The organism is Paraburkholderia sp. CNPSo 3274 (assembly GCF_024206475.1).
GTDB lineage: Bacteria > Pseudomonadota > Gammaproteobacteria > Burkholderiales > Burkholderiaceae > Paraburkholderia.
This window is the reverse complement of record NZ_JAMBPR010000018.1, coordinates 109,528-134,209: the sequence shown is the minus strand read 5'-3', so window position 1 is coordinate 134,209 and position 24,682 is coordinate 109,528. Positions and strand designations below refer to the sequence as shown.

The 24,682-nt window shown below is 61.4% G+C and carries 36 protein-coding genes and 1 pseudogene; 35 read left to right on the top strand and 2 right to left on the bottom strand.

The window, feature by feature from the left end; translation table 11 throughout:
* From tuf to dsbD, 32 genes and pseudogenes are all read left to right on the top strand, one after another.
* A pseudogene (gene tuf, locus M3I54_RS15035) lies at window positions 1-370 on the top strand (elongation factor Tu); the annotation flags it as partial.
* A 134-nt stretch (window positions 371-504) separates the two neighbouring features.
* Window positions 505-816: a 30S ribosomal protein S10 gene (gene rpsJ, locus M3I54_RS15030; RefSeq protein ID WP_027819357.1), complete on the top strand. Its 312-nt coding sequence runs from the start codon at window positions 505-507 to the stop codon at window positions 814-816.
* 211 nt (window positions 817-1,027) lie between these two features.
* Window positions 1,028-1,687, top strand: a complete 660-nt coding sequence (gene rplC / locus M3I54_RS15025) for a 50S ribosomal protein L3 (RefSeq protein ID WP_254337084.1) — start codon at window positions 1,028-1,030, stop codon at window positions 1,685-1,687.
* Window positions 1,687-2,307, top strand: coding sequence for a 50S ribosomal protein L4 (gene rplD / locus M3I54_RS15020; RefSeq protein WP_028206512.1), 621 nt, complete (start codon window positions 1,687-1,689; stop codon window positions 2,305-2,307). The genes rplC and rplD overlap by 1 nt, the downstream gene beginning before the upstream one ends.
* Window positions 2,304-2,618 carry a 50S ribosomal protein L23 gene (gene rplW / locus M3I54_RS15015; protein WP_028206513.1) on the top strand — a complete coding sequence of 105 codons (315 nt, stop codon included), beginning with the start codon at window positions 2,304-2,306 and terminating at the stop codon, window positions 2,616-2,618. Before rplD ends, rplW begins: the two co-directional genes overlap by 4 nt.
* A 2-nt stretch (window positions 2,619-2,620) precedes the next feature.
* Entirely contained in the window at window positions 2,621-3,448 is an 828-nt protein-coding gene (gene rplB, locus M3I54_RS15010) for a 50S ribosomal protein L2 (RefSeq protein WP_028206514.1), read from the top strand.
* A gap of 10 nt (window positions 3,449-3,458) precedes the next feature.
* On the top strand, window positions 3,459-3,734 hold the full coding sequence (rpsS, locus tag M3I54_RS15005; RefSeq protein WP_027797286.1) for a 30S ribosomal protein S19: 276 nt from the start codon (window positions 3,459-3,461) through the stop codon (window positions 3,732-3,734).
* A gap of 12 nt (window positions 3,735-3,746) precedes the next feature.
* Window positions 3,747-4,076 carry a 50S ribosomal protein L22 gene (rplV, locus tag M3I54_RS15000; protein ID WP_004199272.1) on the top strand — a complete coding sequence of 110 codons (330 nt, stop codon included), beginning with the start codon at window positions 3,747-3,749 and terminating at the stop codon, window positions 4,074-4,076.
* A gap of 11 nt (window positions 4,077-4,087) precedes the next feature.
* Window positions 4,088-4,879 (top strand): 30S ribosomal protein S3, encoded by a 792-nt coding sequence (gene rpsC, locus M3I54_RS14995; protein ID WP_027797287.1) that lies wholly within the window; start codon window positions 4,088-4,090, stop codon window positions 4,877-4,879.
* A gap of 2 nt (window positions 4,880-4,881) precedes the next feature.
* A complete protein-coding gene (gene rplP / locus M3I54_RS14990) occupies window positions 4,882-5,298 on the top strand; it encodes a 50S ribosomal protein L16 (protein ID WP_027797288.1) in 417 nt (138 codons plus the stop codon).
* Between the two features lie 10 nt (window positions 5,299-5,308).
* Window positions 5,309-5,503, top strand: coding sequence for a 50S ribosomal protein L29 (rpmC, locus tag M3I54_RS14985; RefSeq protein ID WP_028206515.1), 195 nt, complete (start codon window positions 5,309-5,311; stop codon window positions 5,501-5,503).
* Window positions 5,500-5,772: a 30S ribosomal protein S17 gene (gene rpsQ / locus M3I54_RS14980; protein WP_028206516.1), complete on the top strand. Its 273-nt coding sequence runs from the start codon at window positions 5,500-5,502 to the stop codon at window positions 5,770-5,772. The genes rpmC and rpsQ overlap by 4 nt, the downstream gene beginning before the upstream one ends.
* A gap of 346 nt (window positions 5,773-6,118) precedes the next feature.
* Window positions 6,119-6,487 (top strand): 50S ribosomal protein L14, encoded by a 369-nt coding sequence (gene rplN, locus M3I54_RS14975; RefSeq protein ID WP_028206517.1) that lies wholly within the window; start codon window positions 6,119-6,121, stop codon window positions 6,485-6,487.
* A 9-nt stretch (window positions 6,488-6,496) separates the two neighbouring features.
* Window positions 6,497-6,805, top strand: coding sequence for a 50S ribosomal protein L24 (gene rplX, locus M3I54_RS14970; protein WP_028206518.1), 309 nt, complete (start codon window positions 6,497-6,499; stop codon window positions 6,803-6,805).
* Window positions 6,806-6,821: 16 nt separating this feature from the next.
* Window positions 6,822-7,361: a 50S ribosomal protein L5 gene (gene rplE, locus M3I54_RS14965; protein WP_028206519.1), complete on the top strand. Its 540-nt coding sequence runs from the start codon at window positions 6,822-6,824 to the stop codon at window positions 7,359-7,361.
* Between the two features lie 7 nt (window positions 7,362-7,368).
* Window positions 7,369-7,674, top strand: a complete 306-nt coding sequence (rpsN, locus tag M3I54_RS14960) for a 30S ribosomal protein S14 (RefSeq protein WP_028206520.1) — start codon at window positions 7,369-7,371, stop codon at window positions 7,672-7,674.
* A gap of 14 nt (window positions 7,675-7,688) precedes the next feature.
* A complete protein-coding gene (rpsH, locus tag M3I54_RS14955) occupies window positions 7,689-8,084 on the top strand; it encodes a 30S ribosomal protein S8 (RefSeq protein WP_027819345.1) in 396 nt (131 codons plus the stop codon).
* 18 nt (window positions 8,085-8,102) lie between these two features.
* Window positions 8,103-8,633: a 50S ribosomal protein L6 gene (gene rplF, locus M3I54_RS14950; RefSeq protein WP_254337082.1), complete on the top strand. Its 531-nt coding sequence runs from the start codon at window positions 8,103-8,105 to the stop codon at window positions 8,631-8,633.
* A gap of 12 nt (window positions 8,634-8,645) precedes the next feature.
* Window positions 8,646-9,011, top strand: coding sequence for a 50S ribosomal protein L18 (rplR, locus tag M3I54_RS14945; protein WP_254337080.1), 366 nt, complete (start codon window positions 8,646-8,648; stop codon window positions 9,009-9,011).
* Between the two features lie 14 nt (window positions 9,012-9,025).
* Window positions 9,026-9,544, top strand: a complete 519-nt coding sequence (rpsE, locus tag M3I54_RS14940; protein ID WP_028206522.1) for a 30S ribosomal protein S5 — start codon at window positions 9,026-9,028, stop codon at window positions 9,542-9,544.
* An 11-nt stretch (window positions 9,545-9,555) separates the two neighbouring features.
* Complete coding sequence (rpmD, locus tag M3I54_RS14935; RefSeq protein ID WP_010106952.1) at window positions 9,556-9,738, top strand: 50S ribosomal protein L30; 183 nt, start codon at window positions 9,556-9,558, stop codon at window positions 9,736-9,738.
* A 34-nt stretch (window positions 9,739-9,772) separates the two neighbouring features.
* Window positions 9,773-10,207, top strand: a complete 435-nt coding sequence (gene rplO, locus M3I54_RS14930) for a 50S ribosomal protein L15 (protein WP_028206523.1) — start codon at window positions 9,773-9,775, stop codon at window positions 10,205-10,207.
* A gap of 59 nt (window positions 10,208-10,266) precedes the next feature.
* A complete protein-coding gene (secY, locus tag M3I54_RS14925) occupies window positions 10,267-11,613 on the top strand; it encodes a preprotein translocase subunit SecY (RefSeq protein ID WP_028206524.1) in 1,347 nt (448 codons plus the stop codon).
* Between the two features lie 8 nt (window positions 11,614-11,621).
* On the top strand, window positions 11,622-11,840 hold the full coding sequence (infA, locus tag M3I54_RS14920; RefSeq protein ID WP_004521905.1) for a translation initiation factor IF-1: 219 nt from the start codon (window positions 11,622-11,624) through the stop codon (window positions 11,838-11,840).
* A 21-nt stretch (window positions 11,841-11,861) separates the two neighbouring features.
* Window positions 11,862-11,978 (top strand): 50S ribosomal protein L36, encoded by a 117-nt coding sequence (gene rpmJ, locus M3I54_RS14915; protein ID WP_027819338.1) that lies wholly within the window; start codon window positions 11,862-11,864, stop codon window positions 11,976-11,978.
* 35 nt (window positions 11,979-12,013) lie between these two features.
* Window positions 12,014-12,379, top strand: a complete 366-nt coding sequence (gene rpsM / locus M3I54_RS14910) for a 30S ribosomal protein S13 (RefSeq protein ID WP_254337078.1) — start codon at window positions 12,014-12,016, stop codon at window positions 12,377-12,379.
* Window positions 12,380-12,407: 28 nt separating this feature from the next.
* Window positions 12,408-12,812: a 30S ribosomal protein S11 gene (gene rpsK / locus M3I54_RS14905; protein WP_006052224.1), complete on the top strand. Its 405-nt coding sequence runs from the start codon at window positions 12,408-12,410 to the stop codon at window positions 12,810-12,812.
* Between the two features lie 164 nt (window positions 12,813-12,976).
* Window positions 12,977-13,600 (top strand): 30S ribosomal protein S4, encoded by a 624-nt coding sequence (gene rpsD, locus M3I54_RS14900; RefSeq protein WP_254337075.1) that lies wholly within the window; start codon window positions 12,977-12,979, stop codon window positions 13,598-13,600.
* Between the two features lie 124 nt (window positions 13,601-13,724).
* A complete protein-coding gene (locus tag M3I54_RS14895) occupies window positions 13,725-14,702 on the top strand; it encodes a DNA-directed RNA polymerase subunit alpha (protein ID WP_254337073.1) in 978 nt (325 codons plus the stop codon).
* A gap of 139 nt (window positions 14,703-14,841) precedes the next feature.
* Complete coding sequence (rplQ, locus tag M3I54_RS14890) at window positions 14,842-15,234, top strand: 50S ribosomal protein L17 (RefSeq protein ID WP_254337071.1); 393 nt, start codon at window positions 14,842-14,844, stop codon at window positions 15,232-15,234.
* A 250-nt stretch (window positions 15,235-15,484) separates the two neighbouring features.
* Complete coding sequence (cutA, locus tag M3I54_RS14885) at window positions 15,485-15,796, top strand: divalent-cation tolerance protein CutA (protein WP_254337097.1); 312 nt, start codon at window positions 15,485-15,487, stop codon at window positions 15,794-15,796.
* Entirely contained in the window at window positions 15,789-17,756 is a 1,968-nt protein-coding gene (gene dsbD, locus M3I54_RS14880; RefSeq protein WP_302058958.1) for a protein-disulfide reductase DsbD, read from the top strand. Before cutA ends, dsbD begins: the two co-directional genes overlap by 8 nt.
* Window positions 17,757-17,851: 95 nt before the next feature.
* Here the strand turns inward: dsbD and hemB are convergent, their stop codons facing one another.
* Both hemB and yihA read right to left on the bottom strand, forming a co-directional pair.
* A complete protein-coding gene (hemB, locus tag M3I54_RS14875; RefSeq protein WP_254337068.1) occupies window positions 17,852-18,850 on the bottom strand; it encodes a porphobilinogen synthase in 999 nt (332 codons plus the stop codon).
* A gap of 399 nt (window positions 18,851-19,249) precedes the next feature.
* Window positions 19,250-19,909, bottom strand: coding sequence for a ribosome biogenesis GTP-binding protein YihA/YsxC (gene yihA, locus M3I54_RS14870; protein ID WP_254337066.1), 660 nt, complete (start codon window positions 19,907-19,909; stop codon window positions 19,250-19,252).
* A 237-nt stretch (window positions 19,910-20,146) separates the two neighbouring features.
* Between yihA and M3I54_RS14865 the strand changes: the two genes are divergently transcribed.
* The 3 genes from M3I54_RS14865 (at window position 20,147) to ccsB (ending at window position 24,514) form a co-directional block, all read left to right on the top strand.
* Window positions 20,147-20,821 carry a cytochrome c gene (locus M3I54_RS14865; protein ID WP_254337064.1) on the top strand — a complete coding sequence of 225 codons (675 nt, stop codon included), beginning with the start codon at window positions 20,147-20,149 and terminating at the stop codon, window positions 20,819-20,821.
* Between the two features lie 164 nt (window positions 20,822-20,985).
* Entirely contained in the window at window positions 20,986-23,223 is a 2,238-nt protein-coding gene (locus M3I54_RS14860; RefSeq protein WP_254337062.1) for a cytochrome c biogenesis protein ResB, read from the top strand.
* Window positions 23,224-23,269: 46 nt separating this feature from the next.
* Window positions 23,270-24,514: a c-type cytochrome biogenesis protein CcsB gene (gene ccsB, locus M3I54_RS14855; protein WP_254337060.1), complete on the top strand. Its 1,245-nt coding sequence runs from the start codon at window positions 23,270-23,272 to the stop codon at window positions 24,512-24,514.
* Window positions 24,515-24,682: the final 168 nt, after the last annotated feature.

The window sequence follows — 24,682 nt, the reverse complement described above, 5'->3', positions numbered from 1 at the left end:
CGACAACGTCGGTATCCTGCTGCGCGGCACGAAGCGTGAAGACGTGGAGCGTGGCCAGGTTCTGGCCAAGCCGGGTTCGATCACGCCGCACACGCACTTCACGGCTGAAGTGTACGTGCTGAGCAAGGACGAAGGCGGCCGTCACACGCCGTTCTTCAACAACTACCGTCCGCAGTTCTACTTCCGTACGACGGACGTGACGGGCTCGATCGAGCTGCCGAAGGACAAGGAAATGGTCATGCCGGGCGACAACGTGTCGATCACGGTGAAGCTGATCGCTCCGATCGCGATGGAAGAAGGTCTGCGCTTCGCAATCCGCGAAGGTGGCCGTACCGTCGGCGCCGGTGTCGTCGCCAAGGTTATCGAGTAAGATCGCTGGTTTGCTGTAAGCAGTAGAAGTTGACGTACCTGGGACTGGCCTGCGGCTCTCCGCCGCAGGTTGGTCCTACGCTCTTTATCTCGTTTGGCGGCGCAAGTCCGCCTCGCTCTTTTCAAGGAATTGTCATGCAGAACCAAAAGATCCGTATTCGCCTGAAGGCTTTCGACTATCGCCTGATCGACCAGTCGGCTGCTGAAATCGTCGAAACGGCGAAGCGCACGGGCGCAATCGTTCGTGGCCCGGTGCCGCTGCCCACGCGTATCCAGCGTTTCGACATCCTGCGTTCGCCGCACGTCAACAAGACGTCGCGCGATCAGCTCGAAATCCGCACGCACCTGCGCCTGATGGACATCGTCGACCCGACGGACAAGACCGTTGACGCGCTGATGAAGTTGGACCTCCCGGCTGGCGTGGACGTCGAAATCAAGCTGCAGTAAGAGCCTCCAGCGCTGCCAGAATCTTCTGGTGGCGCTAAGTCTTTGATTGCTTGCGGAAAACGAGAAGGGGCGTTATACTTGACGTCTTTTCGCGCGTTTGCGCAAAAAATCGGTGTGTCCCTTTCGAGTCCGCTTGCCAAAGGCGCCTCGAAAACATGCCGGTACTTTGTAAATTAGCCCCGACCAATCGCAGTCGGGAATGGAGAAAACGATGAGCCTTGGACTCGTAGGTCGCAAGGTTGGCATGACCCGTATCTTCACGGCCGAAGGGGATTCGATTCCCGTGACCGTGCTGGACGTGTCCGACAACCGCGTGACGCAGATCAAGACTGTAGAAACCGACGGCTACACGGCCGTGCAGGTTACTTTCGGTACGCGCCGTGCATCGCGCGTGACGAAGCCGATCGCAGGTCATCTCGCCAAAGCTGGCGTTCAAGCCGGTGAAATCCTCAAGGAATTCCAGATCGACGCCGCTAAGGCCGCCGAACTGTCCGCTGGCTCGGTGATCGGTGTGGAACTCTTCGAAGAAGGCCAGAAGATCGACGTGCAAGGCACCTCGATCGGTAAGGGCTACGCCGGTACCATCAAGCGTTACAACTTCGCTTCGGGTCGTGCTTCGCACGGTAACTCGCGCTCGCACAATGTGCCGGGCTCGATCGGTATGGCGCAGGATCCGGGTCGCGTGTTCCCGGGTAAGCGCATGACCGGTCACATGGGTGACGAAACCGTGACGGTGCAAAACCTCGAAATCGCCCGTATCGACGCAGAGCGCAAGCTGCTGCTGGTCAAGGGTGCCGTGCCGGGTGCTAAGGGCGGCAAGGTTTTCGTGACGCCCGCCGTCAAGGCGCGCGCCAAGAAAGGAGCGCAATAATGGAACTGAAGCTCCTGAACGCTAATGGTCAGGAAGGCGCAGCTGTCAACGCGTCGGACGTCGTGTTCGGCCGTGACTACAACGAAGCGCTGATCCACCAGATCGTTATCGCCTACCAGGCGAACGCGCGCAGCGGTAACCGCGCGCAGAAGGACCGCGAACAGGTCAAGCACACCACCAAGAAGCCGTGGCGTCAGAAGGGTACGGGCCGCGCTCGTGCCGGTATGTCGTCGAGCCCGCTGTGGCGTGGCGGTGGTCGCATCTTCCCGAATTCGCCGGAAGAAAACTTCTCGCACAAGGTCAACAAGAAGATGCATCGCGCAGGTCTCTGCTCGATCTTCTCGCAGCTGGCCCGCGAAGGCCGCATCTCGGTCGTCGAAGAGCTCTCGCTCGAAGCGCCGAAGACGAAGCTGCTGGCCGAAAAGTTCAAGGCCATGGGTCTCGAATCCGTGCTGGTCATCACCGACACGGTCGACGAGAACCTGTATCTCGCGTCGCGCAACCTGCCCCACGTGGCAGTCGTTGAGCCGCGTTTTGCCGACCCGCTCTCGCTGATCTACTTCAAGAAGATCCTGATCACGAAGGCAGCGGTCGCCCAGATCGAGGAGTTGCTGTCATGAGCGAGATTCGCAAGAACGATCATCGTTTGATGCAGGTCCTGCTCGCACCGGTGATCTCCGAAAAGGCGACGCTGGTTGCGGAGAAGAACGAACAAGTCGTCTTCGAAGTCGCGCCGGACGCGAACAAGCAGGAAGTCAAGGCTGCTGTCGAGCTGCTGTTCAAGGTGGAAGTCGAGTCCGTCAACGTGCTGGTCCAGAAGGGCAAAGCCAAGCGCTTCGGCCGCTTCAACGGCAAGCGCAAGGACGTGAAGAAGGCGTATGTCTGCCTGAAGCCCGGCCAGGAAATCAACTTTGAAGCGGAGGCCAAGTAATCATGGCAATCGTGAAAGTTAAGCCGACCTCGCCGGGTCGCCGCGCGATGGTCAAGATCGTCAACAAGGACCTCCATAAGGGCGCGCCGTTCGCTGCACTGCTCGAAAAGAAGTCCTCGACGGCTGGCCGTAACAACAACGGTCGCATCACGACGCGTCACCAGGGTGGCGGTCACAAGCAGCACTACCGTGTGATCGATTTCCGTCGTACGAAGGATGGCATCGCCGCGAAGGTGGAGCGTCTCGAGTATGACCCGAACCGTAGCGCGAACATTGCGCTGGTTCTTTACGCAGACGGCGAGCGCCGCTATATCATCGCGCCGAAGGGCGTGACGGTTGGCACGCAGCTGATGTCGGGTTCGGAAGCGCCGATCCGTGCAGGCAACACGCTGCCGATCCGCAACATTCCGGTCGGTACGACGATCCACTGCATCGAAATGCTGCCGGGCAAGGGCGCGCAAATGGCGCGTTCGGCTGGCACGTCGGCAATGCTGCTGGCACGTGAAGGCGTCTACGCGCAGGTTCGTCTGCGTTCGGGCGAAATCCGTCGCGTGCACGTTGAATGCCGCGCAACGATCGGCGAAGTCGGCAACGAAGAGCACAGCCTCCGTCAAATCGGTAAGGCTGGCGCGAACCGCTGGCGCGGTATCCGCCCGACGGTCCGTGGCGTTGCAATGAACCCGGTCGACCACCCGCACGGTGGTGGCGAAGGCAAGACTGCGGCTGGTCGCGACCCGGTGAGCCCGTGGGGCACGCCGACGAAGGGCTATCGCACCCGCAGCAACAAGCGCACGACGAGCATGATCGTCCAGCGCCGTCACAAGCGTTAAGGAGTAGGCAATGGCACGTTCTATTAAGAAAGGTCCGTTCTGCGACGCCCATTTGCTGAAGAAGGTTGAGGCGGCTGCAGCTACGCGCGACAAGAAACCAATCAAGACCTGGTCGCGTCGTTCGACGATTCTGCCGGACTTCATCGGCCTGACGATCGCCGTACACAACGGCCGTCAACACGTTCCGGTGTATGTCACGGAAAACATGGTCGGCCACAAGCTTGGCGAGTTCGCATTGACCCGTACGTTCAAGGGTCACGCGGCCGACAAGAAGGCCAAGAAATAAGGGGCAATCAAGATGGAAGTGAAGGCAATTCATCGCGGTGCCCGCATCTCGGCGCAGAAAACGCGCCTTGTGGCTGACCAGATCCGCGGTCTGCCGGTCGACAAGGCACTGAACGTTCTGACGTTCTCGCCGAAGAAAGCGGCTGGCATCGTGAAAAAGGTTGTGCTCTCGGCGATCGCAAACGCGGAACACAACGAAGGTGCTGATATCGACGAGCTCAAGATCAAGAGCATCTACGTCGACAAGGCAGCTTCGCTGAAGCGTTTCACCGCGCGCGCCAAGGGCCGCGGCAACCGCATCGAGAAGCAATCCTGTCACATCACTGTGACGGTCGGGAATTAAGGAGCCATACGATGGGACAGAAAATTCATCCGACTGGCTTCCGTTTGGCCGTCAGCCGCAATTGGGCTTCGCGTTGGTACGCGAACAACAACAATTTCGCGGCGATGTTGAAGGAAGACATCGGTGTTCGTGAATACCTGAAGAAGAAGCTGAAGAACGCTTCGGTGGGCCGTGTTGTGATCGAGCGTCCGGCAAAGAACGCTCGCATCACGATTTACAGCTCGCGTCCGGGTGTGGTGATCGGCAAGAAGGGCGAGGATATCGAACTCCTCAAGGCCGAACTCCAGAAGCGCATGGGCGTTCCGGTTCACGTGAACATCGAAGAAATCCGCAAGCCGGAAACCGATGCTCAACTGATCGCCGATTCGATCACGCAGCAGCTCGAGCGCCGCATCATGTTCCGTCGCGCAATGAAGCGCGCGATGCAGAACGCGATGCGTCTGGGTGCCCAGGGCATCAAGATCATGAGCGCCGGCCGTCTGAACGGTATCGAAATCGCACGTACCGAGTGGTACCGCGAAGGTCGAGTGCCGCTTCACACGCTGCGTGCTGACATCGACTACGCAACCTCGGAAGCGAAGACGACGTACGGCATCATCGGCGTGAAGGTTTGGGTCTACAAGGGCGACACGCTCGGCCGCAACGACGCACCGGTGGTGGAAGAAGTCGCCGAAGAAAAGCGTCCGCGCCGCAACGCGCGTCCGGGCGATCGTCGTCCGCGCCGTGATGGTGAAGGCGCACCGGGTGCCCGTCGTGGCGCACCGCGCCGTGGCGCCGGCGGTGACGGCAAGAGTGGAGAATAACGATGCTGCAACCGAAACGCAGGAAGTATCGCAAAGAGCAGAAGGGTCGTAACACCGGCGTCGCAACGCGCGGCAACGCAGTTTCGTTCGGTGAATACGGTCTGAAGGCTATCGGTCGTGGTCGCCTGACCGCGCGTCAGATTGAAGCAGCGCGTCGTGCAATGACGCGTCACATCAAGCGTGGCGGCCGCATCTGGATCCGTATCTTCCCGGACAAGCCGATCTCGCAAAAGCCGGCGGAAGTGCGTATGGGTAACGGTAAGGGTAACCCTGAGTACTACGTCGCCGAGATTCAGCCGGGCAAGATGCTGTATGAAATGGATGGTGTGTCCGAAGAACTGGCCCGTGAAGCCTTCCGTCTTGCTGCAGCCAAGCTGCCGCTGAAGACGGTCTTCATGGTTCGCCAGCTCGGCGCCTAAGGAGTGATTGATGAAGGCATCTGAACTTCTTCAGAAAGACAAGGCCGCGCTCGACAAAGAGCTGTCGGACCTCTTGAAGGCGCAATTCGGCCTGCGCATGCAACTCGCGACCCAGCAGCTCACGAACACGAGCCAGCTGAAGAAGGTCCGTCGCGACATCGCACGTGTGCGGACCGTCCTGACTCAGAAGGCGAACCAGAAATGAACGAAAGCGTGAAAACCTCGCTTAAGCGGACGCTGGTCGGCAAGGTCGTCAGCAACAAGATGGACAAGACGGTCACCGTCCTGGTCGAGCGCCGCGTCAAGCACCCGATCTACGGCAAGTACGTCGTGCAGTCGAAGAAGTACCACGCTCACGACGAAGCGAACACGTACAACGAGGGTGACCTCGTTGAAATTCAGGAAACCCGTCCTCTCTCGAAGACGAAGGCCTGGACCGTGTCGAAGCTGATCGAAGCAGCACGCGTCATCTAAAAGTGACGCAACACCCCGGGGAGCCATTTCCCGGGGTGTAGAAGTAGTTGAAATCGCTAAAGATTTCGCTTGCGAGGCCAAGATTGTCTGGTTATAATCTTGGTCTTCCCTCCTTTCAGGTTTGCTGTTGGCAAAGCAGCAGGCGGATGTGGGTGGGGAAGCAGATTCGGGCGCCAGTCCGGGTTAGCAAGATTCACCGGAATGCGATGGCCGGTTTCGTTTGCCGTCGCTGCTGTTCTTACCCAAGCAGCTGAGCGGTCGTTCTAGTGGCGGCGCGGCTGACGGGACCAAGACTGACCGGATGTGCCATGGTGGCGCGACCGGATTAAGTTGGGAAAGATAAACCATGATCCAGACCGAAACTCGGCTTGAAGTGGCCGACAACACGGGTGCACGCGAAGTCCTGTGCATCAAGGTGCTCGGCGGCTCGAAGCGTCGTTATGCCAGCATTGGCGACATCATCAAGGTGAGCGTCAAGGAAGCAACGCCGCGCGGGCGCGTTAAAAAGGGCGAAATCTACAACGCTGTTGTGGTTCGCACTGCGAAGGGCGTGCGCCGTCAAGACGGCTCGCTGATCAAGTTCGATGGCAACGCCGCCGTGCTTTTGAATACCAAGCTTGAGCCGATCGGCACCCGCATTTTCGGGCCGGTTACGCGTGAGCTGCGTAGCGAACGATTCATGAAGATCGTTTCGCTGGCGCCGGAAGTGCTGTAAGGAGTCGCGATGAACAAGATTCGCAAGGGTGACGAAGTTATCGTCATCACCGGTAAAGACAAAGGCAAGCGCGGCGTCGTGCTGGCTATGGGCGACGAGCGCGTCACTGTCGAAGGCGTCAATATCGTCAAGAAGCACGTGAAGCCGAACCCGATGAAGGGTACGACGGGCGGTGTGGAAGCCAAGACGATGCCGCTGCAGATTTCGAACGTCGCACTGGTCGACGCGAACGGTAAGCCGTCGCGCGTGGGCATCAAGGTCGAAGGGGACAAGAAAGTTCGTTTCCTGAAGACGACCGGTGCTGTTCTGAGCGCCTGACGCTGCGGAGTAAAAAATGGCACGTTTGCAAGAATTTTATAAAGAGAAGGTCGTTCCTGGCCTGATCGAGAAGTTCGGTTACAAGTCGGTCATGGAAGTGCCGCGCCTCACCAAGATCACCCTGAACATGGGTGTCGGTGAAGCCGTCGCTGACAAGAAGGTCCTCGAGCACGCCGTTGGCGACCTCACGAAGATCGCCGGCCAAAAGCCCGTCATCACGAAGTCGCGTAAAGCAATCGCCGGCTTCAAGATCCGCGAAAGCTACCCGATCGGCACGATGGTTACCCTGCGTGGCAATGCCATGTACGAATTCCTGGACCGTTTCGTGACGGTTGCGCTGCCCCGTGTGCGCGACTTCCGTGGCGTGTCGGGCAAGGCGTTCGACGGCCGTGGTAACTACAACATCGGTGTGAAAGAGCAGATCATTTTCCCCGAAATCGACTACGACAAGATCGACGCGCTGCGTGGGCTGAACATCAGCATCACGACGACCGCGAAGACCGACGAAGAAGCAAAGGCACTGCTCGCCGGCTTCAAGTTCCCGTTCAGAAACTGAGGTTACCGTGGCTAAACTGGCACTGATCGAACGTGAAAAGAAGCGCGCTCGTCTGGCAGCGAAATTTGCGCCGAAGCGCGCATCGCTGAAGGCGATCATCGACGACCAAAGCAAGTCGGAAGAAGAGCGTTACGCAGCTCGCCTCGAACTGCAACAACTGCCCCGCAACTCGAACCCGACCCGCAAGCGTAACCGCTGCGCGATCACGGGTCGTCCGCGTGGCACGTTCCGCAAATTCGGTCTCGCACGTAACAAGATTCGTGAAATCGCGTTCCGTGGTGAGATCCCTGGCATCACCAAGGCGAGCTGGTAATAGGAGAAACATAAATGAGCATGAGTGATCCTATCGCCGATATGCTGACTCGCATCCGCAATGCGCAGATGGTCGAGAAAGTTTCGGTTGCTATGCCCTCGTCGAAAGTGAAGATTGCGATTGCGCAGGTTCTGAAGGACGAAGGTTATATCGACGACTTCGCGGTGAAAACCGAAGGTGCGAAGTCGGAATTGAACATCGCGTTGAAGTACTACGCTGGCCGTCCCGTTATCGAGCGCATCGAACGCGTCTCGAAGCCGGGTCTGCGCGTGTACCGCGGCCGCAACGACATCCCGCAGGTCATGAATGGGCTGGGCGTGGCGATCGTGTCGACGCCCAAGGGTGTGATGACGGACCGCAAGGCGCGCGCTACTGGCGTCGGCGGCGAAGTTATCTGCTACGTCGCTTAAAGCCTAAGGAGAAGAAACATGTCTCGAGTAGGTAAGAGCCCGATCGCGCTGCAAGGCGCAGAAGCGACGCTCAGCGACGAGAAGATTACCGTCAAGGGCGCGCTGGGTACGATTTCGCAACCTGCGAACCGCCTCGTGAAGGTCGTGAACGACAACGGTACGCTCAAGTTTGAGCCGACCGACGACAGCCGCGAAGCCAACGCAATGTCGGGCACGATGCGCGCGATTGTCGCGAACATGGTGCTAGGCGTGACGAAGGGTTTTGAGCGCAAGCTGACGCTGGTTGGCGTCGGTTACCGTGCTCAAGCACAAGGCGACAAGCTGAACCTGTCGCTGGGTTTCTCGCACCCCGTGGTGCACCAGATGCCGGAAGGCATCAAGGCTGAAACCCCGTCGCAAACGGAAATCGTGATCAAGGGGATCGACAAGCAAAAAGTCGGCCAAACCGCTGCCGAAGTGCGCGGTTATCGCCCGCCGGAGCCCTATAAGGGCAAGGGTGTGCGTTACGCCGACGAGGTCGTGATCCTCAAAGAAACGAAGAAGAAGTAAGGGTGCGCAATCATGGATAAGACTCAATCTCGCCTGCGCCGCGCTCGTCAGACGCGTCTCAAGATCGCTGAGCTGCAGGTCGCGCGTCTGGCCGTGCATCGCACGAACACGCACATCTATGCGCAAGTGTTCTCGCCCTGCGGCACCAAGGTGCTGGCCAGCGCGTCGACGCTTGAAGCTGAAGTGCGTGCGCAACTGGCTGACCAGACGGGCAAGGGCGGCAACGTCGCCGCAGCCTCGCTGATCGGCAAGCGTATTGCAGAAAAGGCTAAGGCCGCCGGCATCGAATCCGTCGCCTTTGACCGCTCGGGTTTCCGCTATCACGGCCGCGTCAAGGCGCTGGCTGATGCTGCGCGCGAAGCCGGGCTCAAGTTCTAAGGAAGGAATTCGTCATGGCAAAGATGCAAGCGAAAGTTCAGGCTGACGAACGCGACGACGGCCTTCGTGAAAAAATGATTTCGGTCAATCGCGTGACCAAGGTCGTGAAGGGTGGCCGTATTCTCGGCTTCGCCGCACTGACCGTGGTTGGCGATGGTGATGGCCGCGTCGGTATGGGCAAGGGCAAGTCGAAGGAAGTGCCCGTTGCTGTCCAGAAGGCGATGGAACAAGCTCGCCGCAACATGTTCAAGGTGCCCCTGAAGAACGGCACCCTGCAACACGAAGTGCACGGCAAGCACGGCGCATCGGTCGTCCTCCTCGCTCCGGCGAAGGCAGGTACGGGCGTGATCGCCGGCGGCCCGATGCGCGCAGTGTTCGACGTGATGGGCGTGCAGAACGTCGTGGCCAAGAGCCACGGTTCGACGAACCCGTACAACCTCGTTCGTGCCACGCTGGACGGTCTGCGCAAGCAGTCGACCCCGGCTGACATCGCGGCGAAGCGCGGCAAGTCCGTCGAAGACATTCTGGGCTAAGGGTGGGCACCATGTCTGAAAAAACTGTCAAGGTTCAGCTCGTCAAGAGCCTGATTGGGACCCGCGAAACGCACCGTGCCACCGTGCGCGGTCTCGGCCTGCGCCGCCTGAACTCGGTCTCCGAGCTGCAGGACACGCCGGCTGTGCGCGGCATGATCAACAAGGTCTCGTACCTCGTCAAGGTCATCGGTTAACCGCACGCGGACCAAAAGACTCCAGGAGTTTGAAATGGAATTGAATAACCTGAAGCCGGCAGAAGGCGCGAAGCACGCTAAGCGTCGCGTCGGTCGCGGCATCGGCTCTGGCCTCGGCAAGACCGCAGGTCGTGGTCACAAGGGTCAGAAATCGCGTTCGGGCGGCTTCCACAAGGTTGGCTTCGAAGGCGGTCAAATGCCGCTGCAGCGTCGTCTGCCGAAGCGCGGCTTTACCTCGCTGACGAAGGAATTCGTCGGTGAAGTGCGCCTCGCCGACATCGAGAAGCTGCCGGTCGACGAAATCGATCTGCTGGCTCTCAAGCAGGCAGGCCTCGTGGGCGAACTGACCAGAAGCGCGAAGATCATCGCTACCGGCGAGATCAAGCGTAAGGTCGTCGTGAAGGGTCTGGGTGCGACAAAGAATGCGCGTGCTGCGATTGAAGCAGCAGGCGGTTCTTTTGCCGAGTGATTGTGAGTGGTGCGCGCGGGCTTGCCCGCCGTCACTAACATCTGCATCGGAGAAGCTACTTGGCTAACAGCCCGAGTCTCGCAAAAACCGGTCGCAGCGCTCCGAAGTTCGGCGACCTGCGCCGGCGTGCAGTGTTCCTGCTGCTGGCGTTGGTCGTTTATCGTATCGGCGCGCATATTCCGGTTCCGGGTATCGATCCGGACCAACTGGCGAAGCTCTTCCAGAGCCAGTCGGGCGGCATTCTTGGCATGTTCAACATGTTCTCGGGTGGCGCACTGTCGCGGTTCACGATCTTCGCGCTGGGTGTGATGCCGTATATCTCGGCGTCGATCATCCTGCAGTTGATGGCGATTGTTTCGCCGCAGCTGGAAGCGCTGAAGAAAGAAGGGCAGGCTGGGCAACGCAAGATCACGCAGTACACGCGGATCTTCACGGTGGTGCTGGCGACGTTTCAGGCGTTCGGCATCGCGGTCGCGCTGGAAAACCAGCCCGGCCTCGTGATCGATCCGGGCATGGTGTTCCGCTTGACGACGGTCGTGACGCTCGTAACGGGCACGATGTTCCTGATGTGGCTTGGTGAGCAGATCACGGAACGCGGGCTTGGCAACGGTATCTCGATCATCATCTTTGGCGGGATCGCGGCAGGCTTCCCGAATGCGCTCGGTGGTCTTTTCGAACTGGTTCGCACCGGCTCGATGAGCATCATCTCGGCGATCATCGTGGTCGTTCTGATCGCAGCCGTGACGTACCTGGTGGTGTTCATCGAACGCGGCCAGCGCAAGATCCTCGTGAACTATGCGAAGCGTCAGGTCGGTAACAAGATTTACGGCGGGCAGTCGTCCCACCTGCCGCTCAAGCTGAACATGTCGGGTGTGATTCCGCCGATCTTTGCGTCGTCGATCATCCTGTTCCCGGCAACTATCCTGAACTGGTTCAGTTCGGGGTCGCGAACCGGCTGGTTTGCGGACACGCTGCACAATGTGGCCGAAGCCCTCAAGCCTGGCCAGCCCGTGTACGTGTTGCTGTACGCGTTGGCGATCGTGTTCTTCTGCTTCTTCTACACCGCACTGGTGTTCAACAGCAGGGAAACGGCCGACAACCTGAAAAAGAGTGGCGCGTTCGTACCTGGCATCCGCCCGGGCGATCAGACGGCACGCTATATCGACCGCATCCTCACGCGTCTGACGCTGGCCGGTGCGATCTATATCGTGTTCGTTTGCCTGCTGCCGGAGTTTTTGGTGCTGCGCTGGAATGTGCCGTTTTATTTTGGTGGAACGTCGCTGCTGATCATTGTCGTCGTCACAATGGACTTCATGGCGCAGGTACAGTCGTACGTGATGTCGCAACAATATGAATCGCTGCTCAAGAAGGCCAACTTCAAGGGCGGCGGCGTCCCGATGCGTTAAAAGGACCTATGGCCAAAGACGATGTAATCCAGATGCAAGGCGAGGTGATCGAAAACCTCCCCAACGCAACCTTCCGGGTGAAGCTGGAAAATGGCCATGTCGTTCTGGGACATATTTCCGGAAAGATGCGGATGCACTACATCCGCATTCTCCCGGGCGACAAGGTGACGGTTGAGTTGACGCCTTACGATCTGTCGCGTGCGCGGATCGTGTTCCGGGCGAAGTGATTTAGGAAAAAGGGTAATATCATGAAAGTGATGGCATCGGTAAAGCGCATTTGCCGCAACTGCAAAATCATCAAGCGCAACGGCGTCGTTCGCGTGATCTGCAGCTCGGACCCGCGCCACAAGCAGCGCCAAGGCTGATTAGCGCGCTTGCGCTTTTTGTTTGAGGAAAAACAATGGCTCGTATTGCAGGGGTTAACATCCCGAACCACCAGCACACTGAAATCGGCTTGACGGCAATTTTCGGTGTTGGCCGCACGCGTTCGCGCAACATCTGCGTGGCCGCCGGTGTGGCGTTCAACAAGAAGGTCAAGGACCTGGACGACGCGGATCTGGAAAAGCTGCGTGAGGAAGTGGGCAAGTTTGTCGTCGAAGGCGATCTCCGCCGTGAAGTGACGATGAACATCAAGCGCCTGATGGACCTCGGCTGCTACCGTGGCGTGCGCCATCGCAAGGGCCTGCCCCTGCGTGGCCAGCGTACGCGTACCAACGCTCGTACGCGTAAGGGTCCGCGCCGCGCAGCACAGTCGCTGAAGAAGTAAGCGGAACTGAAAGTTACAGGAAAACGTAATGGCTAAGGCTTCGAACAACTCCGCGGCGCAACGCGTTCGCAAGAAGGTTAAGAAGAACGTCGCCGAGGGCGTGGTTCACGTTCACGCGTCGTTCAACAACACCATCATCACGATCACCGATCGTCAAGGCAACGCGCTTGCCTGGGCAACTTCGGGCGGTCAGGGCTTCAAGGGCTCGCGCAAATCGACCCCCTTCGCAGCTCAGGTCGCAGCCGAGTCGGCTGGCCGCGTGGCGATGGAATACGGCGTCAAGAACCTCGAAGTGCGGATCAAGGGCCCCGGTCCTGGCCGCGAATCGGCGGTGCGCGCGCTGCATGGTCTTGGCATCAAGATCACCGCGATCTCCGACGTGACGCCGGTCCCGCATAACGGCTGCCGTCCGCCGAAGCGCCGCCGCATCTAAGGCGTCGTTTTACCCGAACGCCTGAGCCGCCGGAAACGGCGACCCAGGCTCTCGGCGTTATTGAATTGACTAAGCCCACCGTTCGGCCCAAAGGGCCGGACTAGCGCGATACCGCGGGTTTTCCCACTAAGGTTTCGCGTGATCAATTATCGAAGGAAAGCAACGTGGCACGTTATATCGGCCCGAAGGCCAAGCTGTCCCGCCGTGAAGGCACCGACCTCTTTCTGAAGAGCGCACGCCGCTCGCTCGCCGACAAGTGCAAGCTCGACAGCAAGCCGGGTCAGCACGGCCGCACTTCGGGCGCCCGCACGTCCGACTACGGCACGCAGCTTCGCGAAAAGCAGAAAGTGAAGCGCATCTACGGCGTGCTCGAGCGCCAGTTCCGCCGCTACTTCGCGGAAGCTGACCGCATCAAGGGCAACACCGGCGAAAACCTGCTGCAACTGCTCGAATCGCGTCTCGACAACGTCGTGTACCGCATGGGCTTCGCATCGACCCGCGCTGAAGCGCGCCAGCTCGTGAGCCACAAGGCTCTCACGCTGAACGGCGTCGTCGCGAACATCCCGTCGATGCAAGTGAAGGCAGGTGACGTCGTCGCGATTCGCGAAAAGGCGAAGAAGCAGGCGCGTATCGTCGAAGCCCTCTCGCTCGCTGAACAAGGCGGCCTGGCAGGTTGGGTGTCGGTCGACGCGAAGAAGTTCGAAGGCACGTTCAAGGGCATGCCCGAGCGCAGCGACATCGCTGGCGACATCAACGAAAGCCTGATCGTCGAATTGTATTCGCGGTAATCGGATTGACGGCCGGGGTAACCTCTGTGCTTCGCGCAGGAGGCGGCCTCGGCCGTTTTTTTCAGGTTGTTGCCATCTCAGCCTTATCGGTGTAACGAGCCGAGGGTATTGAAAAGGAAAACCTATGCAAACCAGTTTGTTGAAACCCAAGATCATCGCTGTGGAATCGCTCGGCGACAACCACGCGAAAGTGGTCATGGAGCCGTTCGAACGCGGTTATGGCCACACCTTGGGTAACGCGCTCCGGCGCGTGCTGCTGTCGTCGATGGTGGGCTACGCGCCGACCGAAGTGACGATCGCAGGCGTCGTGCACGAATACTCGACGCTCGACGGTGTGCAAGAGGATGTGGTCAACCTGCTGCTGAACCTGAAGGGTGTCGTTTTCAAGCTGCATAACCGTGACGAAGTGACGGTTACGCTGCGCAAGGAAGGCGAAGGCGTTGTCACTGCTGGCGACATCGAACTCTCGCACGACTGCGAAGTGATCAACCCGGATCACGTGGTTGCGCATCTGACGAAGGGCGGCAAGCTCGACGTGCAGATCAAGATCGAAAAGGGCCGTGGCTACGTGCCGGGCAACGTACGCCGCTACGGCGACGAATCGGCCAAGATCATCGGCCGTATCGTGCTGGACGCTTCGTTCTCGCCGGTTCGCCGCGTGAGCTACGCAGTGGAAAGCGCGCGTGTCGAGCAGCGTACCGACCTCGACAAGCTCGTGATGAACATCGAAACCAACGGCGTGATCTCGCCTGAGGAAGCGATCCGCCAGTCGGCACGCATCCTCGTGGATCAGCTGTCGGTGTTCGCTGCCCTGGAAGGTACGGAAACGGCCGCGGAAGCGCCGTCGCGCGCACCGCAGATCGACCCGATCCTGCTGCGTCCGGTAGACGATCTCGAACTCACGGTTCGCTCGGCGAACTGCCTGAAGGCCGAGAACATCTACTACATCGGCGATCTGATCCAGCGCACCGAGAACGAACTGCTCAAGACCCCGAACCTGGGTCGCAAGTCGCTCAACGAGATCAAGGAAGTGCTCGCTTCGCGCGGTCTCACGCTCGGCATGAAGCTCGAAAACTGGCCGCCGGCTGGTCTCGACAAGTAAGAAGTCTGGCACGGACGCGGATTTTCCTTTAAAATCCGCGTCTTGCCTTTTTCAAGTACCGGCCCGTGCCCTGGCGAAGTGTTAAACCCGTCAAGGCGATAGAAGAGCTGGACCAAAACTTTGTTTCAAGGAAATTGAAATGCGTCACCGTCATGGTCTGCGGAAACTGAACCGCACGAGCAGCCACCGTCTGGCAATGCTCCGTAACATGTCCAACTCGCTCATCGAGCACGAAGTCATCAAGACGACGCTGCCGAAGGCGAAGGAACTCCGTAAGGTTGTCGAGCCCCTCATCACGCTGGGCAAGAAGCCGTCGCTCGCAAACCGTCGTCTGGCGTTCAACCGCCTGCGCGATCGTGACTCGGTCACGAAGCTGTTCGACGTGCTCGGTCCGCGTTTCGAGAACCGTCCGGGCGGCTACCTGCGTATCCTGAAGTTCGGTTTCCGTGTTGGCGACAACGCACCGATGGCACTGGTCGAACTGCTCGACCGTCCGGAAGTCGCGGAAGAGAACATCCAGGAAGCGGAATAAGCTTTCCGTCGCTTGATCCCCGGATTGAGCGGCACGCAAAAAAGCCAGGCCTAGCCTGGCTTTTTTGTTTTCGGGCGCGGATTAAATCGCGTTGAACCGCGTTTACCGGTCGCAGTCCCCTTTTGCCACACGGTGCCCGAGAGAAGCCAATCGGCGCCGATGGTACGATTACGTTCTGCCCCGAAGCCCGTGTCTGTCTTTGTACGCGGGCACCACGCCGGAGTTCGTCGTGACCCTCAATGTAACCCTGATGCTGACTACGGCGCCCGACGAAGGCACAGCCGAAAAGCTCGTTTCCGGGGCGCTCGCGCAGCGCCTCGCAGCGTGCGTGACGCGCCTTGGCGCCGTGCACTCGCAGTATCACTGGCAGGGCAGCATCGAGTCAGGCGACGAGGTCCAGCTGCTCTTCAAGACGAGCCTCGCCCGCGCGGCCGAGCTCGAACAGTTCATCCAGACCCAGCATCCCTACGAGACGCCCGAGATTCTCTCGTGGCAAGCCACGGCGTCGAACGCCTACGGGCAATGGGTCAATGCCGAGACTCAGCGCACCCTTCATGTCTAACCGCTTCGATCGGCGCTCGCGCGCCGCGCCGTACGCTACGCTGCCCGGCTTCCTCCTGCTCGTCTGCTGTCTGCTGCCGATGCTGTTCGGTGCGTCGCTCGCGCGCGCGGCCGACGATGACTTCCTGCCGCCCGACCAGGCCTTCACGTTCAGCGCGAGCGAAGCGCCGGGCATGGTCGACGTGCATTTCAAGATCGCGGACGGCTACTACATGTACCGCGAGCGCTTCGCTTTCGCAGCTCGCAACGGCACGGCGCAACTGGGCGAGGCGCAAATCCCGCCCGGCCACGTCAAGTTCGATCCGACCTTCCAGAAGAATGTCGAAACCTATCGAGGAGAGCTGACGATCCGCGTGCCGGTGCAGAAGGCGAGCGGTCCGTTCGATCTCGCGGTGACATCGCAGGGCTGCGCCGATGCAGGCATCTGTTATCCGCCCGCGCAACACGTGTATCACGTGAGCGGCGTGGCTTTGCAGGCCGCTACGGCTGGCCAGAGCCCCGTGCCGGGCCGAGCGAGCTCGACGCCCGCGCCCCAGCCGCAAACGAACGCAGCGCCCGCCGCAGGCGTCACCGAGGAGCCCTGGTACGAACGCGCCACGAGCGCCGACTACGCGCAATCGCTGCTGCAAGGCGGTGGCTTTTTCGCCGTGGTCGGCCTGTACTTCGTGGCCGGCATGGTGCTCAGCCTCTTGCCCTGCTCGTACCCGATGATCCCGATCCTCTCGGCGATCATCGTCGGTGAGGGGGCACGCGTTACGCGCTCGCGCGGCTTCGCGCTCTCATTCGTCTACGTGCTCGGCATGGCGCTCGTCTACACGGTGCTGGGCATTGCCGCTGCGCTGGTCGGCCAGAGCCTTGGCGCATGGCTGCAGAACCCGTGGGTGCTGGGCGTGTTCGCGGTGCTCCTCACCGCGTTCGCCGTCATGCTGATCGCCGGCTACGACATCGCGCTGCCGCAGCGCTGGCAGGACGGCGCCTCGCGTGCCACACAGGGCGGTTCCGGCGGCAAATTCGCCGCCGTCGCTGTGATGGGCGCGCTTTCCGCGCTCGTCGTGGGCGCCTGCATGACCGCGCCGCTCTTCGCGGTGCTGGCGTTCATCGCGCACACGGGCAACGCCGTGCTCGGCGGCGCGGCGCTCTTCGCGATGGGCTTGGGTCTTGGCGTCCCGCTGATGATCCTCGGCCTCGGCGCGGGCTCGCTGCTGCCTCGAGCGGGCGCGTGGATGGATGGCGTGAAGGTGTTCTTCGGCGTCGTGCTGCTGGCGGCCGCGCTGTGGATCGTCTGGCCGGTGCTCGGCGCCACCGCGCAGATGCTGCTCGCCGCCCTCTGGCTGCTACTGGCGGCCGCCGCGCTTGGCCTTTTCACGCCGAACGCGGGTGCGGCCAACGTCTGGCGGCGCCTAGGGCGTGGTCTCGGCGCGGCGTTTGCGATCTGGGCGGCGACGCTGATCGTAGGTCTTGCGGCGGGTTCGACCGATCCGCTGCGTCCGCTCGCGGTGCTTGCCGCGCGCGTGGGTGGCACGAACGATGTCGCCGCAGCCGGCGCGGCGCAGTCCTCCGGCGCCAGCGAAGCGAACGCGTTGGTCTTCGCACCCGTGCGCTCGCCCGCGCAACTCGACGCGGCACTCAAGACTGCGGGCAGGCCGTCGATGCTCGACTTTTACGCTGACTGGTGCGTGAGCTGCAAGGAAATGGAGAAGTTCACGTTCAGCGACCCGCGCGTGCAGGTGCGCCTCGCGGAGCTGGGGCTGTTGCGCGCCGATGTGACCGCCAACAATTCGGACGACCAGGCGCTACTCAAGCGCTTCGGCCTCTTCGGGCCGCCGGGCATCATCTTCTTCGATACGCAAGGGCACGAAGTGCTGCGCGTGGTCGGCTACGAGAATGCCGACCGGTTCCTCGCGCGCCTCGATCGCGTGACGGCGCCGGCGCCGCAGACGCAGGCAGCGCCATCGGCATGATCGGCGGCATTGCGCGCGCGTGAGATCGCGCATCGGCCCAAAAGCAAAAAGGCACGTCCGCAGACGTGCCTTTTTTCATACGACGTGCCCAGCGCTTACTTCTGTGCGCGCAGCAATCGCGCGGCGTCGAGCGCGAAATACGTGAGGATGCCGTCGGCGCCCGCGCGCTTGAACGCGAGCAGCGATTCCATCATCACCTTGTCGTGATCGAGCCAGCCGTTCTGCGCGGCGGCCTTCAGCATGGCGTACTCGCCGCTCACCTGGTACACGTAGGTCGGAAAGCGGAATTCGTCCTTCACGCGGCGCACGATGTCGAGGTACGGCATGCCGGGCTTCACCATCACCATGTCGGCGCCTTCCTCGATGTCGAGGCGCACTTCGCGCAGCGCTTCGTCGGAGTTCGACGGGTCCATCTGGTAGGTCATCTTGTTGCCCTTGCCCAGATTCGACGCCGAGCCCACGGCGTCGCGGAACGGACCGTAGAACGCCGAAGCGTATTTGGCCGAGTACGCCATGATGCGCGTGTGGACGTGGTTCTCGCTTTCGAGCATCTCGCGGATTGCACCGATGCGCCCGTCCATCATGTCCGAAGGCGCGACGATATCGACGCCGGCTTCCGCCTGTGCGCGCGCCTGCGCGACGAGGATCTCGATGGTCTCGTCGTTGATGACGTAGCCGTTCTCGTCGAGCACGCCGTCCTGGCCATGGCTCGTGTACGGGTCGAGCGCGACGTCGCAAAGCACGCCGAGGTCAGGGAAACGCTTCTTCAGTTCGCGCACGGCACGCGGAATCACACCGTCGGGGTTCGTCGCCTCGATGCCATCGGGCGTCTTGAGCGCCGGATCGACAACGGGGAAGAGCGAAAGCACCGGAATGCCGAGTTCGACGCACTGCTCGGCGACGCCCATCAGCAGATCGATCGACACGCGTTCGACGCCAGGCATCGACGGCACGGCTTCACGCACGTTGTTGCCCGCAATGACGAATACGGGGTAGATCAGGTCGTTCGTGGTGAGGAGGTTTTCGCGCATCAGACGGCGCGAGAAGTCGTCACGTCGCATGCGGCGCGGACGATGATGCGGATAGAAGCTCATGTCGGCGGATATCTTGAAACGGGATGGGTCCCGGAGCGCAGGAAACTTTTCGGGACAATGGTATATCATACCGATCGAGCGAGGCGCCTGTCGCCGAGCTCCCCGCTTCTCCTCCCTGAGCGGGTGCCTGTCGTTTTTCGATAAGGCTGTTTAACCCGCCGGAAATTACGGCGGGTTTTTTTATGTGCGCCGGAAGCGGCCTAGCAAGGCATCGCGGCGGAGACCGGAAAGGGCGCTTGCGCTTCTTGGCGCTCGCGTGGCCTGTGTGCGGTAGCGCATATAGCGCGGCGAGTGCCGCGCCGGCCTTGCGAAAAGATCTGATGAAAGGGCGTGAAACGCCCGACAGTGTGGGCTTTTAGACGACTGAGAGCCTGCCTGAAGCGACTGGCCCGAGGCGGGTTATTCCGCTTTCACGTCGGTTTCGCCGACGGATTCCTGCGGCACGATCCAGCTCTCGATCACGGCGTGCGCCTCGTCGAGCCCCACGCGCTTGAGCGCCGAAAAGAGCTGGGCGCTCAGCTTCCCTTGGTAGCCTTGCTTGCTGTACTCGTCGAACGCCTTGTTCGTCGTGCGTAGCGCGAGCACGCTCTCCTGACGCGTCAATTTGTCGCACTTCGTGAGGAGTGCGTGGATCGGCTTACCCGTCGGCGCAAACCATTCGATCATGCGGCGGTCGAGATCTGTGAGCGGGCGGCGGGCGTCCATCATCAGAATGAGGCCTGAGAGCTGCGCGCGCGTTTGCAGATAGAGCGAAAGCAGCTGCTCCCAGTGCGCCTTCGCGGCTAACGGCACTTCGGCATAGCCGTAGCCGGGCAGGTCGACGAGATAGCCCACGGGTTCGTCGGCGGGGCCAACTGAAAAATAGTTGATGTGCTGGGTGCGGCCCGGCGTCTTCGAGGCGAAGGCGAGGCGCTTCTGGTTGCACAGCAGATTGATGGCGGTGGATTTGCCGGCGTTCGAACGGCCGGCGAACGCCACCTCGGGCCGCGCCGTGGCGGGCAGGTCGCGAAGGTGGTTGACCGTCGTGAAGAAGCGGGCTTGGTGCAGCAAGAAGGCCATCGAATAGGACCACAATATGAAACAACGCGGCGGGCGGCCCGCCGGACCCGGTAGCGCCCGGGATGGAATCTGGGATATCGGGGGCAGGCCCGACTGGCGCCGTGGCACCTTGCGCGCTATTGTACAATGCGATGGTTTACTGAATACCAGTGAGGCCAGCGCGGGCCTTTCGAGGTAGATCGGTCGCTGTCGTCCATTGCAGAACCTGATTCCCACAAGACGAAACAAGGTGCGCGAATGAATCGACTGGGCAAGTGCTTGAAGGTGTTCGAGAGTGCGATAGCGTCAGGTCTTACAGCAGGTTTATTCATGATGGCGGGGCAGGCAAGCGCGGCGGATCAGGGAACGCCGGCCAAGCCCGACGTCGCCCGGGGGCAAGTCATTGCTGCGCAGGTGTGCGCGGCCTGTCACGCGGCGGACGGCAACAGCACCGGCGGCGCGTATCCCAAGCTCGCCGGCCAGCACGCCGACTATCTCGTCAAGCAACTCAAGGACTTCAAACCGCAGCCCGGCGGCAAGCCGGCGGCGCGCGCAAACCCCATCATGGCCGGCTTCGCTGCCGCGCTGTCAGACCAGGATATGATCAACGTCGCAGCCTGGTTCGCCTCCCAGACAGCCAAACCCGGCTACGCGCGCGACGCGAAGACCGTGCCGTTCGGCCAGTCGATCTGGCGTGGCGGCATCGCCGACAAGGGCGTGCCGGCCTGTGCGGCGTGCCACGGACCCACGGGCCAGGGTATTCCGATCCAGTATCCGCGCCTCTCGGGCCAGTGGTCGGAATATATCGTTGCACAACTCAATGCTTTCCAGCAGGGCACGCGTAACAATAACGATCCGATGCGCACCATCGCGCACCGGCTCTCGGACGACGAGATCAAGGCCGTCGCCGATTACGCCGCCGGCCTGCATTGAGCGTCGTAGGTTTGCCGCACGTTTAATCAGCAGTTTCACTGCGCGGCCGGCCGAAAAACAAGAAAAGGGTGAGGGCGTCGTCACGCTGACGGCGCGCCTGCACCCTTTTTTGCTGCAGCGCCTGATCGGCGGGAAGCCAGCAAGAGCGATAAAGCGGAGTTTGAATGAGCGTCACCACGCAGGGTTTGCAGTTGAATGTCCGCCAGAAGGCGGTGAAAAGCGCCGTCGAGCTGATCAGTTCGATGCGCTTCGCGATTGCGCTGCTCGTCGTGCTCGCCATTGCGAGCATCATCGGCACGGTGCTCACGCAGGACGACCCGTACCCGAACTACGTCAATCAGTTCGGCCCCTTCTGGGCCGACATCTTCCGCTCGCTGAGCCTCTACACGGTCTACAGCGCGTGGTGGTTCATGACGATTCTCGGCTTTCTCGTGGTGTCGGTCTCGCTGTGTGTGATCCGCAACGCACCGAAGATGCTCGCGGACATGAAGAGCTGGAAGGTCAAGGTCCGCGAAGGCAGCCTGCGCGCGTTCCATCACAAGGGCGAGTTCGCGGTGGAGGGCGGCACGCGCGAACAAACGGCCGCCACGCTCGGCAAGCTGGCGGGGCGCATGGGCTACCGGTTCGTCACGCGCGAGAGCGATGGCGCTACGCTCATCGCGGCCAAGCGCGGTGCGCTCACGAAGATCGGCTACATCTTCGCGCACCTCGCGATCGTGATCATCTGTATCGGCGGCCTGCTCGACAGCAATCTGCCGATCAAATTCCAGATGTGGCTCTTCGACAAGACGCCCATCCGCAGCAACGCAGTCATCAACGACATTCCGCCTGAGCACCGGCTCTCGCAGTCGAACCCGACTTTCCGCGGCTACGCCTGGGTGCCCGAGGGCCAGTTCGTTTCCACGGCCATCCTCAACCAGCCCGACGGCTCGCTGATCCAGGACCTGCCGTTCTCGATCCAGCTCAACAAGTTCATCGTCGATTACTACTCGACCGGCATGCCCAAGCTGTTCGCGAGCGACATCGTCGTGATCGACCACAAGACGGGCCAGCGCATTCCGGCGCGCATCGAGGTGAACGAGCCGTTCGAGTACGACGGCGTGTCGATCTACCAGTCGAGCTTCCAGGACGGTGGCTCGCAGATGTCGATGACGGCGTGGCCCATGTCGGGCGCAGGCGCGAAGAGCTTCCCGTTCGGCGGCACGATTGGCAATTCGGCGCCGCTCGCGGTGCCCGCCGGCCAGGCGGTGCCGGGCGTGGATGGGCAAACCATCGAGTTCGCGGACTTCCGCGCGATCAACGTCGAGAACATCTCGAATGGCGGTGGCGCGAACGACGCACGTGGCGTGGCGCACCAGTCGCTCAAGGAAGCGTTCGACGAGCGCCTCGGCTCAGGTGCGAAGAGCTCGAAGCCGCTCGACCTGCATAACGTCGGCCCCTCGGTGCAGTACAAGGTGCGCGACAAGGACGGCCAGGCGCGCGAGTACAACAACTACATGCTGCCCGTGGACGTGGGCGGCGGCGATCGCATGTTCCTCGCGGGCATGCGCGAGAATCCCGACGATCCGTTCCGCTACCTGCGTATTCCCGCCGACAGCGGCGGCACGCCGAAGGAGTGGATGATGCTGCGCGCGGCCTTCGAGGACCCCGCACTGCGCGCGCAGGCGGCGAAGCGTTTCGCCGCGCGCTCGGTCCCCGCTTCGAACCGCGAATTGCAACAGCATCTCGAGGACAGCGCCGAGCGCGTCTTGACGCTTTTCGCGGGCTCGGACGCACCGCAGGCACGCGCTGCGGGTGCTGCAGGGGCCGCAGGCGGCTTCCAGGCCGTGGCCGCGTTCATCGACAAGTCGGTGCCGAAGGAGCAGCAGGAAAAGGCGGCGAGCCTCCTGCTGCGCATGCTCGAGGGTGCGACATGGGATCTCTGGCAGCTCGCGCGCGAGCAGGCCGGCGAGCCCGACCTGAAGCCCGATGCCGACGCCGCGCGCTTCGTACAGGACTCGATCAACGCGATATCCGACAGCTTCCTGTATGGATCTCCTGTCTATCTACAGCTCGATTCATTCAAGCAGGTGCAAGCTTCGGTATTTCAGTTGACGCGCGCGCCGGGCAAGAAAGTCGTGTATCTTGGCAGCCTGTTGCTCGTGCTCGGCATCTTCTCGATGTTCTACGTGCGTGAGCGGCGTCTGTGGTTCTGGCTGAAGGACCGGAAGGGTCGGGACGGTCAGGACCACGGCGTCGACGTCATCATGGCGATGTCGACTGCCCGCCGTACCCTCGACTTCGAGAAGGAGTTTGCCCGTACCCGCGCCGCGGTCGGCCGTGCGCTAGGCGCGGCGCCGCAAACCGGCGCCACGAACGATGCGGGCGACACGAACGGCAGCGGCACGGACCGTGCGCCCTGATTCAAGCACGTGATTACAGCCACTCACGATCAACATCGGTAAGCCCATGGACTTGTCTCAGGTTTCCTCCTCCGCGAAGGCCCGCCGCGCCGAACGTGCGCTGGTGGCCAATGCCGCTGTGGCGCACGGCGCCGCGAGCGAGCGCGATCTCCTCGCCGACGCCCTGTTCGACGAACGCCCCTTGCTGCGCCGCCTGACGGTGGTGGACTGGCTGTTCGCGCTGGCGCTCGTGGCGGGCGCGGGCTTCGCGCTCTCGCGCTACCACGCGCACATGAACTACTACGACAAGCTGGTGCTCTGCGGCACGACGCCGGCCCTCGTCGTACTGGGCTGGCGCTGGAAGCCGGCGCGGCTGCTCATGGCCGGTATCGCGGTGCTCGCGCTTTTCGCGCTCCAGATCTACCAGGGCGACCTCGCGCGCGCGGACCAGGCGTTCTTCCTCAAGTATTTCCTCTCCAGCCAGTCGGCCATTCTGTGGATGAGCGCGCTGTTCGTGCTCGCCACGCTGTTCTACTGGATCGGCCTGCTCTCGCGCTCGCCCTCGGGCGGCTCGATCGGCTCGAAGCTCACGTGGGCGGCGGTGCTCATGGGTTTTGTCGGCCTGATGGTGCGCTGGTACGAGTCCTACCTCATCGGCGCGGACGTCGGGCACATTCCCATCTCGAACCTCTACGAAGTATTCGTGCTGTTCAGCCTCATCACCGCGCTCTTCTATCTGTATTACGAAAAGCACTACAACACGCGTGCGCTCGGCGCGTTCGTGCTGCTGGTGATCAGCGCGGCCGTGGGCTTTCTGATGTGGTACTCGATCTCGCGCGACGCGCAGCAGATCCAGCCGCTCGTGCCCGCGCTGCAGAGCTGGTGGATGAAGATCCACGTGCCGGCGAACTTCATCGGCTACGGCAGCTTCGCGCTTTCGGCCATGGTGGGCGTGGCGTACATCATGAAGGAGCGGGGCGTACTGGCGGACCGCCTGCCCGCGCTCGAGGTGCTCGACGACGTCATGTACAAGTCGATCGCCGTGGGTTTCGCGTTCTTCACCATTGCGACCATCCTCGGCGCATTGTGGGCGGCGCAGGCCTGGGGCGGCTACTGGAGCTGGGACCCGAAGGAAACCTGGGCGCTGATCGTGTGGCTCAACTACGCGGCCTGGCTGCACATGCGCCTCATGAAGGGCCTGCGAGGCGGCGTGGCGGCCTGGTGGGCGCTCACGGGTCTGCTCGTCACGACCTTCGCGTTTCTTGGCGTGAACATGTTCCTGTCGGGCCTGCACAGTTACGGCAAGCTGTAACCGAATCAGCCTGCAAGACGAACTAACCGTCGGATGCCTCGCGCTCCGACGGTTTTTTTTGGTCCGCCGGGAAGTTTTCTGCGAATTGCGCGTTTGCCCGCTTGAGGTCATCCAGTCGATCCACGTCGTGCACAGCGCGGCAGGGCGGGTCGAGATACGATCAATGTG

Coding starts and splice junctions, on each gene's coding strand:
- rpsJ (WP_027819357.1), top strand. CDS start 505: ATGCAGAACCAAAAGATCCGTATTCGCCTGAAGGCTTTCGACTATCGC.
- rplC (WP_254337084.1), top strand. CDS start 1,028: ATGAGCCTTGGACTCGTAGGTCGCAAGGTTGGCATGACCCGTATCTTC.
- rplD (WP_028206512.1), top strand. CDS start 1,687: ATGGAACTGAAGCTCCTGAACGCTAATGGTCAGGAAGGCGCAGCTGTC.
- rplW (WP_028206513.1), top strand. CDS start 2,304: ATGAGCGAGATTCGCAAGAACGATCATCGTTTGATGCAGGTCCTGCTC.
- rplB (WP_028206514.1), top strand. CDS start 2,621: ATGGCAATCGTGAAAGTTAAGCCGACCTCGCCGGGTCGCCGCGCGATG.
- rpsS (WP_027797286.1), top strand. CDS start 3,459: ATGGCACGTTCTATTAAGAAAGGTCCGTTCTGCGACGCCCATTTGCTG.
- rplV (WP_004199272.1), top strand. CDS start 3,747: ATGGAAGTGAAGGCAATTCATCGCGGTGCCCGCATCTCGGCGCAGAAA.
- rpsC (WP_027797287.1), top strand. CDS start 4,088: ATGGGACAGAAAATTCATCCGACTGGCTTCCGTTTGGCCGTCAGCCGC.
- rplP (WP_027797288.1), top strand. CDS start 4,882: ATGCTGCAACCGAAACGCAGGAAGTATCGCAAAGAGCAGAAGGGTCGT.
- rpmC (WP_028206515.1), top strand. CDS start 5,309: ATGAAGGCATCTGAACTTCTTCAGAAAGACAAGGCCGCGCTCGACAAA.
- rpsQ (WP_028206516.1), top strand. CDS start 5,500: ATGAACGAAAGCGTGAAAACCTCGCTTAAGCGGACGCTGGTCGGCAAG.
- rplN (WP_028206517.1), top strand. CDS start 6,119: ATGATCCAGACCGAAACTCGGCTTGAAGTGGCCGACAACACGGGTGCA.
- rplX (WP_028206518.1), top strand. CDS start 6,497: ATGAACAAGATTCGCAAGGGTGACGAAGTTATCGTCATCACCGGTAAA.
- rplE (WP_028206519.1), top strand. CDS start 6,822: ATGGCACGTTTGCAAGAATTTTATAAAGAGAAGGTCGTTCCTGGCCTG.
- rpsH (WP_027819345.1), top strand. CDS start 7,689: ATGAGCATGAGTGATCCTATCGCCGATATGCTGACTCGCATCCGCAAT.
- rplF (WP_254337082.1), top strand. CDS start 8,103: ATGTCTCGAGTAGGTAAGAGCCCGATCGCGCTGCAAGGCGCAGAAGCG.
- rplR (WP_254337080.1), top strand. CDS start 8,646: ATGGATAAGACTCAATCTCGCCTGCGCCGCGCTCGTCAGACGCGTCTC.
- rpsE (WP_028206522.1), top strand. CDS start 9,026: ATGGCAAAGATGCAAGCGAAAGTTCAGGCTGACGAACGCGACGACGGC.
- rpmD (WP_010106952.1), top strand. CDS start 9,556: ATGTCTGAAAAAACTGTCAAGGTTCAGCTCGTCAAGAGCCTGATTGGG.
- rplO (WP_028206523.1), top strand. CDS start 9,773: ATGGAATTGAATAACCTGAAGCCGGCAGAAGGCGCGAAGCACGCTAAG.
- infA (WP_004521905.1), top strand. CDS start 11,622: ATGGCCAAAGACGATGTAATCCAGATGCAAGGCGAGGTGATCGAAAAC.
- rpmJ (WP_027819338.1), top strand. CDS start 11,862: ATGAAAGTGATGGCATCGGTAAAGCGCATTTGCCGCAACTGCAAAATC.
- rpsM (WP_254337078.1), top strand. CDS start 12,014: ATGGCTCGTATTGCAGGGGTTAACATCCCGAACCACCAGCACACTGAA.
- rpsK (WP_006052224.1), top strand. CDS start 12,408: ATGGCTAAGGCTTCGAACAACTCCGCGGCGCAACGCGTTCGCAAGAAG.
- M3I54_RS14895 (WP_254337073.1), top strand. CDS start 13,725: ATGCAAACCAGTTTGTTGAAACCCAAGATCATCGCTGTGGAATCGCTC.
- rplQ (WP_254337071.1), top strand. CDS start 14,842: ATGCGTCACCGTCATGGTCTGCGGAAACTGAACCGCACGAGCAGCCAC.
- cutA (WP_254337097.1), top strand. CDS start 15,485: ATGCTGACTACGGCGCCCGACGAAGGCACAGCCGAAAAGCTCGTTTCC.
- dsbD (WP_302058958.1), top strand. CDS start 15,789: ATGTCTAACCGCTTCGATCGGCGCTCGCGCGCCGCGCCGTACGCTACG.
- hemB (WP_254337068.1), bottom strand. CDS start 18,850: ATGAGCTTCTATCCGCATCATCGTCCGCGCCGCATGCGACGTGACGAC.
- yihA (WP_254337066.1), bottom strand. CDS start 19,909: ATGGCCTTCTTGCTGCACCAAGCCCGCTTCTTCACGACGGTCAACCAC.
- M3I54_RS14865 (WP_254337064.1), top strand. CDS start 20,147: ATGAATCGACTGGGCAAGTGCTTGAAGGTGTTCGAGAGTGCGATAGCG.
- M3I54_RS14860 (WP_254337062.1), top strand. CDS start 20,986: ATGAGCGTCACCACGCAGGGTTTGCAGTTGAATGTCCGCCAGAAGGCG.
- ccsB (WP_254337060.1), top strand. CDS start 23,270: ATGGACTTGTCTCAGGTTTCCTCCTCCGCGAAGGCCCGCCGCGCCGAA.